This window comes from Anaeromyxobacter sp. SG64 (genome assembly GCF_022690745.1).
In the GTDB taxonomy this organism is placed as follows: domain Bacteria; phylum Myxococcota; class Myxococcia; order Myxococcales; family Anaeromyxobacteraceae; genus Anaeromyxobacter; species Anaeromyxobacter soli.
On record NZ_JALCZB010000124.1, the window covers coordinates 1 to 10,902 of the forward strand.

The following is a 10,902-nucleotide window of genomic DNA, read 5'->3' on the forward strand; positions in this document are numbered from 1 at the left end:
GCGCGCCCGCGAGGCCCTGCTGCCTCGCGGGCGCCCCCGGCGCGGCGGCTGCCGGCCGGGCCGAGGCGAGCCCGGGCACCTGGAAGAAGCGGGTGAGCTGCTGGAGCGCCTCGGCCTGGGAGGCCATCTCCTCCGCGGTCGAGCTGAGCTCCTCCGCGGCGGACGCGTTCCGCTGCGTGACCTGATCGACGACCGCCATCGCGCGGGCGACCTGCTCCACGCCCTGCGACTGCTCCTGCGACGCGGCCGCGACCTCCTGGACGAGCTCGGCGGTGCGCCGGATGGCCGGCACGAGCGCGGAGATGAGCCCCCCGGAGCGCTCGGCGACGCCGACGCTCGACCCCGCCATCGCGCCGATCTCCTTCGCCGCCTTCTGCGACCGCTCCGCGAGCTTGCGCACCTCGGTCGCGACCACCGCGAAGCCCTTGCCGTGATCGCCCGCGCGCGCCGCCTCGATCGCGGCGTTCAGCGCGAGCAGGTTGGTCTGGTAGGCGATCTCCTCGACGATCGAGACCCGCTCGGCGATGCCGCGCATGGCCACCACGGTCTCGCGGACCGCCGCGCCGCCCTCCTCCGCGTTCTGCGCGCCCTCCCGCGCGGTCGTCTCGGTGTGCAGGGAGCTCTCGGCGTTGCGCGAGATCGACGCGTTCATCTCCTCGAGCGAGCTCGTCGTCTCCTCCACGCTCGCGGCCTGCTCGCCGGTGCCCTGCGACAGCGCCTGCGAGGTCTCGGAGACCTGGGCGGACGCGCTCGAGAGCGCCTCGGCGCCGGCGCGGACCTCGCCGATGACCTGCGCGAGCCGCGCCGTCATGTCGGCCATGGCCGCCTGCAGCCGCCCGACCTCGTCCCGCCGGTCCACCGCGAGCCGCAGCGTGAGGTCGCCGCCCGCGATCCGCTGCGCCGCTTCGACCGCGCCGGCGAGCGGCACCGTCACCGAGCGGGTCACCAGGGCCGCGAACAGCGCCGCGATCACGAGCGCCGCCCCGACGAGGGCGAGCGCCAGCGCGCGGGCGTCGGCGTAGGCCGCGTCCTGGCGGACCATGGCGGCCTCCATGCCGGCCTCCGCGCCCGCGACGATCCCGCCGCAGGTCTCCGCGAGCCGCTCGAGCCCCGGGTCGAGCTCGGTCTCCATGGCCCGGACCGCCCCGGCACGATCGCCCGACTCGAGGAGCCGCTCGACGCGCTCGTGGTGGAGCTCGACCTCGCCGAGCAGGCGCTGCGTCTCCCCGAGGGCGCGCAGGTCGCTTTCGCCGGCGAGCTTCGCGAGCCGGCCGCGGAGCTCCTCGGCCCGGCGCCGCGCCTCGTCGAGGCCGGCGACCGCGGTGCGGACCCCGGCGGCGTCGTCGGCGAGCAGCATCTCGTCGGCGAACGTGGAGATCGCGCGCGCCTCCTTCTCTAGGGCATGGGCGAGCTGCGCCTTCGTCCAGACTCCGCGCGCGATCTCCTCGTTCAGCCGGTGCATGTCGGCCATGGCGCGGAGCCCGAGGCCCCCGACGCCGACGAGAAACGCGCACAGGATCCCGAATGCGACGGTGAGGCGCGTCCCGATGCTGAGGTTCTTCACGTGGTCCTCCCGCGGCTGCGTGCCGCGCGGGACCCCTTTGCGGGGCACGTGCCGCCGCGACGCGGCATTCGACCGCAGCGCCCGCGCCGAATCCGCTCGTAACCTCGGCACGTTGGCGCAGCCGTCCCCGGTCCGCGGTGTCTGGGTGGACACCTACCCTGGGTCCCCAGTCGGGGGCAAGGCGGCGTCCCAGGGCCCGACGAACGACGGGCGCAGCGGCTCTACCGCTCGATCCGAGGCGGCGTCAGGCGAGCTCGGGCACGTGCCGCGCGAGCACCCCTCGGAGCTCGGCGAGGTCGGGCCGCCGCGCGAGCGCGTCGCGCACGTAGCGCAGCGAGGCGGGGATGGAGACGAGGAAGCCGGGGTTCCCCTTCACGCGGTCGATGAAGACGAAGCGGCCCGCGTCCTTGAGCTTGCGCTGCACCGTGAGGAGGTCGAACACCTCGCGGAAGGGCTCGTACGCGAGGCGCGGCCCGCCCTCGGCGGCGAGGCGGTCGAGGTAGCGGCGGAGCATCGCCTCGACGAACGCGCCCTCGAGCTCGACGTAGCTGTCGCGCAGGAGCGCGACGAGATCGTACTGGCGCGGGCCGAGGAGCGCGTCCTGGAAGTCGATCACCGCCTGCTCGCCGCCGGGCAGGACCATGAGGTTTCGCGACTGGTAGTCTCGGTGAGTGAATCCCTTGGGCTCCGCGTCGAGGGCGCGGGCGATCCGGTCGAAGTCGCGGTCCACCACCTCGCGCTCGCCCGGCGTGAGCGTCGCGCCCTTCCAGGCCTCGAGCAGCCACTCGCGGAAGTGATCGAGCTCCCAGCGGTAGAGGTCGAAGTCGAAGCTGCGCGTGAACGCGATCGAGCCCGCGGGGCGCGCCTCGGCGGCGGCGCGGAGCCGCGCGAGCTGGTCGACCGCGCGCTCGTAGAGCGGCGCCTTCGGGTCGCCGGCGAGCAGCCGCGTCTCCAGCATGTCGTCGCCGAGGTCCTCGAGGACCATGAGCCCCTCCGCCTCGTCGAAGGAGAGGATGCGCGGGACCCGGACGCCCAGGGAGGCGAGGTAGCGCTGCACGTCGACGAACGGGTTCTCGGCGGGCGCCCCGCCCTTCGTCACCTCCTCGGGCTTCGCGTCGGGCGGGAGCACCATCACGACGTGGGAGGCGGGGGGCGCGCCGACGCGCCAGTAGCTCCGCAGCGAAGCATGGCCCGCGAGGCGCCGGACCGGCACGTCGCCGGCGGCGCGGCCGGTCGCGCGCGCGATCGCGCCGCGGAGGCGCGCTTCCGTCAGGGGATCGTTCATCTGGGTCGTCTCTCCTGCCCGTCGTCCGGAGCCGGCGGGTCGCGTTGACGGGGCTGGAACCGCCTGCCTATAACGCGCGGTCACCGGCCGATCTGCCGCGGCGGCCTGGACGGAGCGCCCATGCCCTACCACGAAGACGTCCTCTCCGCGATCGGCCACACCCCGCTCGTCCGGCTCCGCAAGCTCGTCGGTCCCGAGGACGCGACGGTGCTCGTGAAGCTCGAGTACCTGAACCCGGGCGGCTCCATCAAGGACCGGATGGCGGTGCACATCATCGAGAAGGCGGAGAAGGCGGGGCTCCTCCGCAAGGGCGGCACCATCGTCGAGAACACGAGCGGGAACACCGGCGTCGGCGTCGCCATCGCGGCGGCGGTGAAGGGCTACCGCTGCATCTTCACGATGCCGGACAAGATGTCGAAGGAGAAGCAGGACACGCTGAAGGCGTTCGGCGCCCAGGTCGTCATCACGCCGACGAACGTGCCCGCCGACTCGCCGGACAGCTACTACTCGGTCGCGAAGCGCATCGCGGCGGAGACGCCGAACAGCTTCTACCTGAACCAGTACCACAACGTGGACAACATCGCGGCGCACTACCGGAGCACCGCGCCCGAGATCTGGGAGCAGACGGGCGGGCAGCTCGACGCCTTCGTCGCGGGGCTCGGCACCGGCGGGACGATGAGCGGGTGCGGGAAGTACTTCAAGGAGAAGAACCCCAGGATCCTGAACGTCGGCGCGGACCCGATCGGCTCCGTCTACCACTCGATGTTCAAGACCGGGAAGCTCTCCCAGCCGCACGTCTACAAGGTGGAGGGGATCGGCGAGGACATGATGTGCGGGGCCATGGACCTGTCGGTCCTCGACGACGTGCGCCAGGTGAACGACCAGCAGGCGTTCACGATGGGGCGCCGCCTCGCCCGCGAGGAGGGCATCTTCGCCGGCGGCTCCTCGGGCGCCGCCGTCCACGTGGCCGTGCAGCTCGCCCGCGAGCTCGGCAAGGGGAAGACCCTCGTCGTGCCCCTCCCCGACGGCGGCCGCGCCTACATCTCGAAGATGTACTCGGACGAGTGGATGCGCGACAACGGCTTCGCCCTCGACGGCGCGGAGCCGGTCGCGAGCGCCACCGTGAAGGACGTGCTCGGGCGCCGGCGCGGCGAGGTGATCACCGCGCGCAAGACCGACAAGGTCGAGGTGGTGGTCCGGGCGATGAAGGAGCACGACATCTCCCAGATGCCCGTGGTCGACGACGCGGGCCGCGCCATCGGGATGATCCACGAGTACGACCTGCTCAACTTCCTCATCGAGGGGAAGCACCGGCTCACCGAGCAGGTCGAGCCGCTCGTCCAGCCGCTGCAGGGCGTCGTCGGCGCCGACACGCCCGTCGGGCGCCTGCGCGACATCTTCAACGACGACCACGTCGCGGTGGTGAAGGAGGGCGACCGCGTGACGGGCATCGTCACGAAGATCGACCTCATCGAGTTCCTGGGCGAGCGGCTCAAGTAGGCGCGCTCGACCGTCGGAGAGCCGTCGCAGGAGGCACACGCAATGGACGACCGGAAGCTCTCGTTCGAGACCCTCGCCATCCACGCCGGTCAGTCCCCGGACCCCACCACGGGCGCGATCATGACGCCCGTCTACCTCACCTCGACGTACGTGCAGGAGAGCCCGGGCGTCCACAAGGGCTTCGAGTACTCCCGCACGCAGAACCCGACCCGGCACGCGCTGCAGGACTGCCTCGCCGCGCTCGAGGGCGCGCGCCACGGGCTCGCGTTCGCCTCCGGGCTCGCCGCCACCGACGCGATCCTCCACCTCCTCGACGCGGGCGACCACGTCGTCGCCTCCGACGACGTGTACGGCGGCACCTTCCGCATCTTCGACAAGGTCTACCGCCGGCACGGCCTCTCGTTCACGTACGTCGACATGAGCGACGCGCGGAACGTCGAGCGCGCGCTCACGCCGCGCACGAAGCTCGTCTGGATCGAGAGCCCCACGAATCCGATGCTGAAGATCGTGGACCTCGCGGCGGTGGCCGCCATCGCCCGCGCGCACGGCGCGCGCACGGTGGTCGACAACACCTTCGCCACCCCGTACTTCCAGCGGCCGCTCGCGCACGGCATCGACCTCGTCGCGCACTCGACGACGAAGTACCTGAACGGCCACTCCGACGTGATCGGCGGGGCCGCGGCCACGAACGACCCGGAGCTCCACGAGCGCCTCAAGTTCCTGCAGAACGCGGTCGGCGGCGTGCCCTCGCCCATGGACAGCTTCCTCGTGCTGCGCGGGCTCAAGACCCTGCACGTCCGGATGGACCGGCACGCCGAGAACGCGCTCGCGATCGCGCGCTGGCTCGAGAGCCACCCCCAGGTCGAGCGCGTCACCTACCCCGGCCTCCCCTCGCACCCGCAGCACGCGCTCGCCCGCCGGCAGATGACGGGGTTCGGCGGCATGCTGACGTTCGTCATCCGCGGCGGCCTCGACGCGGCGCGCGCCTTCCTCCAGAACGTGCGGATCTTCGCGTGCGCGGAGTCGCTCGGCGGCGTCGAGAGCCTCATCGAGCACCCGGCCATCATGACGCACGCGTCGGTGCCGAAGGAGACGCGCGAGGCGCTCGGCATCGCGGACGGGTTCATCCGCGTCTCGGCCGGCATCGAGCGCGCGGACGACCTGCTCGCGGACCTCGAGCGCGGCTTCGCGGCGGCGAAGCGGGCGTAGCTCCGCCGTCCGGCTCAGCCCTCCGCCCGCGCCGCCTCGGGCGCGGCGCTGCTCACCGGGAGGCGCGGGAAGCGCGTCGCGACGAGGAGCGCCGTCGCCGCGATGCCGGCGACGCTCCAGAACACGACGCCCATCGCCCCCTGCAGCGCGCCGCCCACCGCGGCGATCTCCGCCGGCGCGAGCGAGGCGCGCTCGGCGCCGAGCAGCTTCTCGGCGACGCCCGGCGCGGCGCCGGCGCGGCCGAGGGCCGCCGCGAGCACGGCGCCGAGGAGGCCGACCGAGAGCGTGCCGCCGATCGTCCGGAAGAACAGGGTGCTCGCGGTGGCCACGCCGCGCCGGTTCCAGGCCACGCTCGTCTGCACCGCGAGGATGAGCGGCGTGTTGGCGAGCCCGAGCCCGACGCCGTACGCGAAGGTGAGGACCTGCGGCACGAGCACGCTCGTCCCGGGCCTGAGGAGCAGCGCCAGCCCCGCACCCGCGACCGCGCTCGTCGCCAGGCCGCCGAGCAGGAGCCGCCGGTACCCGAGGCGCGGCAGGAGCCGGCCCGCGAGCGTGCTCGCGAGGGGCCAGCCGACGGCCATCGGCGCGATGGCCGCGCCCGCGGTGGTGGGCGAGCCGCCCAGGATGGCCTGCACCCAGAGCGGCACGTAGGTGACCATCGCGAGCATGGCCGCGCCGAGCAGCGCGCCGGTCGCGGACGAGACCGCCATCACCCGCTGCGCGAAGAGATCGAGCGGGAGGAGCGGCTCGGGCGCGCGCCGCTCCACCACGAGGAACGCCGCGAGCGCGGCCGCCGCGACGGGGAGCGCCGCGAGCCCCGCCGCGCTCGAGCGCGCCGCGGCGAGGAGCGCCACGACCGCCACGGAGAGGAGCGCGGCGCCGCCGAGATCGAGCCGGTGCGGGTGGCGCTCGGGGCGCTCGTGGTAGGCGACCGCCAGCACCGCGGCGCTCGCGAGGCCGAAGGGCAGGTTCACCCAGAAGATCCAGCGCCACCCGAGCGTGTGGACGATGGCGCCGCCGAGCACCGGCCCGACGAGGCCCGCGATCCCCCACACCGCGCCGAAGATGCCCTGCATGCGCGCGCGCTCGCGGAGCTCGAACAGGTCGCCGATGATCGTGAGCGAGACCGGCTGGATCGCGCCCGCGCCGAGGCCCTGGATGGCGCGCCACGCGATGAGCGCGCCCATGCTCCCGGCGAAGCCGCACCCGCTCGACCCGAGCAGGAAGAGCGCGATCCCCGCGAGGAGTACGGGCTTGCGGCCGTGGAGGTCCGCGAGCTTGCCGTGGATGGGCACCGTGACCGTCGCGGTGAGCATGTACGCGGCGAAGGCCCAGGCGTAGAGGGCGAGCCCGCCGAGCTCGCCGACCACCGTCGGCATCGCCGTCGAGACGACCGTCATCTCCATGGCGGCGAGGAACGTGCCGAGGAGCACGGAGACCACGGTGAGGGGACGGCTCGTCGCGCGCATGGAGGCGGACCCCTTAGCGCCGCCTGGCGAGAAGGTCAATCCGGCCCCACCGCGCGCATCCCCGCGGGCTGCGCCTTCCCTGGCGCAGCGCACGTTCCGCGCTACATTGCCGCGCATGGTCTCCCCCGCCGCGACCGTGCTCACGCTCATGGCCCTCGCCCTCCCGCCCTCCCGCCCCGCGATCCCTCCCCCGCCGCAGGCGCTCCGCCCCGCCGCGGCCCGCGCCGTGAAGGCGCTCGTGGCGAGGCACGGCGAGGCCGAGCGCGCGCGGGCCGAGCGCGGCGTCGCCCAGGCCGCCGCGTTCTGGCGGCCCGCCGACGGGGACGCGAAGGCGTTCGAGGCGTTCTGCGCCGAGCACTTCCTCCCCGCGGGCGAGGCGCTCGACGCGACGTTTGCGCGCCTCGAGGCGTCGTTCGAGGCGCTCGACGGGCACGCCCTCGAGATCTCCCGCGAGCTGTCGCGCTACGCCCAGCTCGACGAGGGGCCGATGCGGCCGGTGGACGCGCTCCTCGCCGCCTACGACGCCTCGGCCCACGCGATCGACGACCTCTTCGAGGGCAAGGTCGCGTTCGTGGCGCTCCTCAACTTCCCGCTCACCACGCTCGACGAGCGGCTCTCGGCCGGCGCGGGCTGGTCGCGGCGCGCCTGGGCCGAGGCGCGGCTCGCGAACCGCTTCGCGCGGCGCGTGCCGGCGGCGGTGAACCAGGGCATCGCCCGCGCCTCGGCGGACGCCGACCTCTACATCGCCGACTACAACCTCTTCATGCACCACGTGCTCGCCGAGGACGGGCAGCGCCTCTTCCCCAAGGGGAAGCGGCTCCTGTCCCACTGGAACCTGCGGGACGAGCTCAAGGCGCAGTACGCGCAGCCGGACGGCCTCGCGCGCCAGCGCGTGATCGCGAAGGCGATGGAGCGGATCGTCACGCAGACGATCCCCGCGGCGGTCGTGAACGATCCCGCGGTGGACTGGAACCCGTTCACGAACGAGGTGCGCCCCGCGCCCGCCGAGACGGTCGAGCCGGGCGCCGCCCCGCGCGCGGCGGCCGCGAAGGCCTCCGCGGCGCGCGAGCCGGACACCCGCTACGCGAAGATCCTCGCGAACTTCCGCGCGGTGAAGGCGGCCGATCCCTACTCGCCCTCCGCCCCCACCTACATCGCGCGGAAGTTCGAGCTCGAGCGCGAGATCCCGGAGGCGCGGGTCGTCGCGATGCTGGAGGAGGTGCTGGGCGCCCCCGAGATCGGGCGCATCGCGCGGCTCGTGGAGCAGCGCCTCGGGCGCAAGCTCGAGCCGTTCGACGTCTGGTACGCCGGGTTCAAGCCGCGCATCGAGCGGTCCGAGGCGGACCTCGACCGGCTGACGCGGAGCCGCTACCCCTCCGCGCTTGCGTTCGCGACGGAGCTGCCGGTCACGCTGCAGAAGCTCGGCTTCTCGGAGGAGAAGTCCCGCTTCCTTTCGGCCCACATCGCGGTCGATCCCGCCCGCGGCTCCGGCCACGCGATGGAGGCGGCCCGCCGCGGCGACCAGGCCCACCTGCGCACGCGCGTCGGTGCGGACGGCATGGACTACAAGGGCTTCAACATCGCGATCCACGAGCTCGGCCACAACGTCGAGCAGACGTTCTCGCTCTACGGCGTCGACCACACCCTCCTGCGCGGCGTCCCCAACACCGCCTTCACGGAGGCGATCGCGTTCGTCTTCCAGGCGCGCGACCTCGAGGTGCTGGGGCTCCCGCCGCCGTCTGCCGACGCGAAGCGGGTCCTCGCGCTGAACGACCTCTGGGCCGCGTACGAGATCGCCGGGGTGGCGCTCGTCGACCTCGGCATGTGGCACTGGATGTACGACCACCCGAAGGCGACGCCGGCCGAGCTGCGCGAGGCGACGCTGCGCCTCGCGCGAGACGTGTGGAATCGCTGGTACGCGCCGGTGTTCGGCGTGCGGGACGTGCTCATCCTGGCGATCTACTCGCACCTCGTCTCGAACCTGCTCTACCTGCCCGACTACCCCATCGGCCACCTCATCGCGGCGCAGCTCGAGGAGCACCTCGAGAAGCTCCCGCCGGGCAAGCGGCTCGGCGACGAGATCGAGCGCATCACGATCCAGGGGACCCTCGCGCCCGACCTCTGGATGAAGGGCGCGACGGGCGAGCCGGTCTCGGCGCAGCCGCTCATCCGCGCCGCGGCGCGCGCGCTCGAGCGGAGCTGAGGTCCCTCGGAGCCGGCGGCAGCAGCCGGCCGGCGCGGGATCGTTCAGGCCCGCGCGGCGACGTCCCGGGCGCCTCCGCACATCCACGCGCGCGCCGCGTCGGCCGTGCCGATGAACATGCGCCGCGCTCCGGGCGCGTCGTCGTACATGAACACGAGGCCGTTCACGCGGAACGTCACCTCGAACTCGTCCCAGCCGACGTCGCGCGCGTCGCACGGTTCTCCGGGCAGCGCGATCCACAGCCGCCCGCTCGCCTCGTCGCGGCACGGCCGGCCGCGCCTCGCCTCGGCCCAGTGCCGGATCTCCGTGACCGCCTGCGTGGCGCGCAGCATGTGAGGCCTCCTCGACGCGAGTGAGATCCATAACGCTCGAGCCCCCACGCGCACGCCCCGCCGCGGGCGCCTCCGATGCGCATCGTCCTCCCATGGCCAACAACGAATGGACCGACAGCGCGGCGGATGCGGCGGCGAGGGCGGCGCAGCGTCGGGAGACCGGCGGGGCGAGCGTACCGGCCGGCGGGGCGCACGCCCCCGCGGACGTGACGATTCCCGGGCGGCCGGAGCAGGAGGGGCGGACGCCCGGCCGCGAGGTGGGCGCCGACGTGAACGCTCCACCGAGGGCGGAGCCGGAGCAGCAGGTGCCAGGCCGGCGCGGTGCCGCTCCGGAGATCTCTCCGCCGGTGCGCGACCCGACCCCCGAGGAGGCGCCCGAGCTCCTGGGCGAACGCTCCGACTACCCGCTCCTCTACGGGGAGGACCCGGGCGACATCGGGCAGTGAGCAGGTCGAGCGTGGCGCTCGCGCTCCCTTCGCGGGCCGGCGAGCGGGCGGGCGGCTCCGACGCAAGGGCCCGCTCCCGGACACCCCGGCGCCGGGGCCGGCGGTCGAGCGTCCTTCGCAGCGGGACGCCTCCTGCCGGAACCTCCGCGCCGCCGGTGCGCCGCGCGACGCCCCGTGGTTAGGCTCTGTTCGGATCGCGCGGGAGGGACCGATGGGCGGGAGGCGGGGACGCGGCGCGTGGATGATGGGCGGACTCGGGGTGGTGGCGGCGGGCGCAGGCCTCGCGTGGATGGCCGATCCCCGCAGGCGTGGCGTGCTCGCCCGCAGCGCGGGGCGCGCGCTCCACGACGCGGAGGACTTCGTCGAGAGCGGGGCGCGCGACCTCGGCCATCGCGCGGCCGGCGCGGCGCACGAAGCGCGGGCGCGCCTCGCGCACGAGCTCCCCGACGACGACGTCCTGGCGGAGCGGGTCCGCGCGCGGCTCGGACACCTCACCGACCACGCGCACGCGATCCGCGTGACCGCGAACGACGGCGAGGTGGTGCTCGAGGGGCCGGTGTTCAGCGTCGAGCATGCGGCGCTCCTCGCCGGCGTGCGCATGGTGCGCGGGGTCCGCCGGGTGCACGACCGGATGAAGTCCCACGAGACCGCGGACGTGCGGGCGCTCCAGGGCCTCGGCCCGCGCCGGCGTGCCCGCGGCGCGATCCTGCCCATCTCCTCGCCCGCCTACCGCCTCGCGGCGGGGGCCGCGGGCGCGTTCCTCGTCGGGCGCGCCCTGCTCCGCGGCGGGCTCGGCCGGATCCCCGCCGGGCTCGTCGGCGCGTCGCTGCTCGGGCGCGTCCTCGGCGACGCCGGCGAGTCGCGGCGCGCCGACGCGCGCGAGGAGGCGGCGCT

General features: G+C 74.2%; 9 protein-coding genes. 5 read left to right on the forward strand and 4 right to left on the reverse strand.

What is annotated here, in order from left to right:
* Together MNZ29_RS21965 and MNZ29_RS21970 are read right to left on the reverse strand one after the other, a co-directional pair.
* A partial coding sequence (locus tag MNZ29_RS21965; RefSeq protein WP_242356730.1) for a methyl-accepting chemotaxis protein occupies positions 1 to 1,564 on the reverse strand: 1,564 nt, incomplete at its 3' end.
* 244 nt (positions 1,565 to 1,808) lie between these two features.
* Positions 1,809 to 2,849 carry an aminoglycoside phosphotransferase family protein gene (locus MNZ29_RS21970; RefSeq protein WP_242356732.1) on the reverse strand — a complete coding sequence of 347 codons (1,041 nt, stop codon included), beginning with the start codon at positions 2,847 to 2,849 and terminating at the stop codon, positions 1,809 to 1,811.
* Positions 2,850 to 2,969: 120 nt separating this feature from the next.
* Here MNZ29_RS21970 and MNZ29_RS21975 point away from each other — a divergent pair, with 120 nt between their 5' ends.
* On the forward strand, positions 2,970 to 4,349 hold the full coding sequence (locus MNZ29_RS21975) for a pyridoxal-phosphate dependent enzyme (protein WP_242356734.1): 1,380 nt from the start codon (positions 2,970 to 2,972) through the stop codon (positions 4,347 to 4,349).
* A gap of 42 nt (positions 4,350 to 4,391) precedes the next feature.
* On the forward strand, positions 4,392 to 5,558 hold the full coding sequence (locus MNZ29_RS21980) for a cystathionine gamma-synthase (RefSeq protein ID WP_242356736.1): 1,167 nt from the start codon (positions 4,392 to 4,394) through the stop codon (positions 5,556 to 5,558).
* A 14-nt stretch (positions 5,559 to 5,572) separates the two neighbouring features.
* On the opposite strand, the gene MNZ29_RS21985 is transcribed toward MNZ29_RS21980, so the two are convergent.
* Positions 5,573 to 7,027, reverse strand: a complete 1,455-nt coding sequence (locus MNZ29_RS21985; RefSeq protein ID WP_242341120.1) for an MDR family MFS transporter — start codon at positions 7,025 to 7,027, stop codon at positions 5,573 to 5,575.
* 115 nt (positions 7,028 to 7,142) lie between these two features.
* Here MNZ29_RS21985 and MNZ29_RS21990 point away from each other — a divergent pair, with 115 nt between their 5' ends.
* The gene (locus tag MNZ29_RS21990; RefSeq protein ID WP_242341121.1) at positions 7,143 to 9,230 is read left to right on the forward strand and encodes a hypothetical protein; all 2,088 of its coding nucleotides are present in this window, start codon (positions 7,143 to 7,145) and stop codon (positions 9,228 to 9,230) included.
* Positions 9,231 to 9,274: 44 nt separating this feature from the next.
* Here the strand turns inward: MNZ29_RS21990 and MNZ29_RS21995 are convergent, their stop codons facing one another.
* Complete coding sequence (locus tag MNZ29_RS21995; protein WP_242341122.1) at positions 9,275 to 9,562, reverse strand: hypothetical protein; 288 nt, start codon at positions 9,560 to 9,562, stop codon at positions 9,275 to 9,277.
* A 92-nt stretch (positions 9,563 to 9,654) separates the two neighbouring features.
* Here MNZ29_RS21995 and MNZ29_RS22000 point away from each other — a divergent pair, with 92 nt between their 5' ends.
* Both MNZ29_RS22000 and MNZ29_RS22005 read left to right on the forward strand, forming a co-directional pair.
* Positions 9,655 to 10,008, forward strand: coding sequence for a hypothetical protein (locus MNZ29_RS22000; RefSeq protein ID WP_242341123.1), 354 nt, complete (start codon positions 9,655 to 9,657; stop codon positions 10,006 to 10,008).
* A 241-nt stretch (positions 10,009 to 10,249) separates the two neighbouring features.
* The coding region (locus tag MNZ29_RS22005) for a BON domain-containing protein (RefSeq protein ID WP_242356739.1) at positions 10,250 to 10,902 on the forward strand (653 nt) is incomplete at its 3' end.

Excerpts from the sequence above, each read along its gene's own strand:
- MNZ29_RS21985 (WP_242341120.1), bottom strand. The coding sequence starts at position 7,027 with ATGCGCGCGACGAGCCGTCCCCTCACCGTGGTCTCCGTGCTCCTCGGC.
- MNZ29_RS21975 (WP_242356734.1), top strand. The coding sequence starts at position 2,970 with ATGCCCTACCACGAAGACGTCCTCTCCGCGATCGGCCACACCCCGCTC.
- MNZ29_RS21990 (WP_242341121.1), top strand. The coding sequence starts at position 7,143 with ATGGTCTCCCCCGCCGCGACCGTGCTCACGCTCATGGCCCTCGCCCTC.
- MNZ29_RS21995 (WP_242341122.1), bottom strand. The coding sequence starts at position 9,562 with ATGCTGCGCGCCACGCAGGCGGTCACGGAGATCCGGCACTGGGCCGAG.
- MNZ29_RS22000 (WP_242341123.1), top strand. The coding sequence starts at position 9,655 with ATGGCCAACAACGAATGGACCGACAGCGCGGCGGATGCGGCGGCGAGG.
- MNZ29_RS21980 (WP_242356736.1), top strand. The coding sequence starts at position 4,392 with ATGGACGACCGGAAGCTCTCGTTCGAGACCCTCGCCATCCACGCCGGT.
- MNZ29_RS21970 (WP_242356732.1), bottom strand. The coding sequence starts at position 2,849 with ATGAACGATCCCCTGACGGAAGCGCGCCTCCGCGGCGCGATCGCGCGC.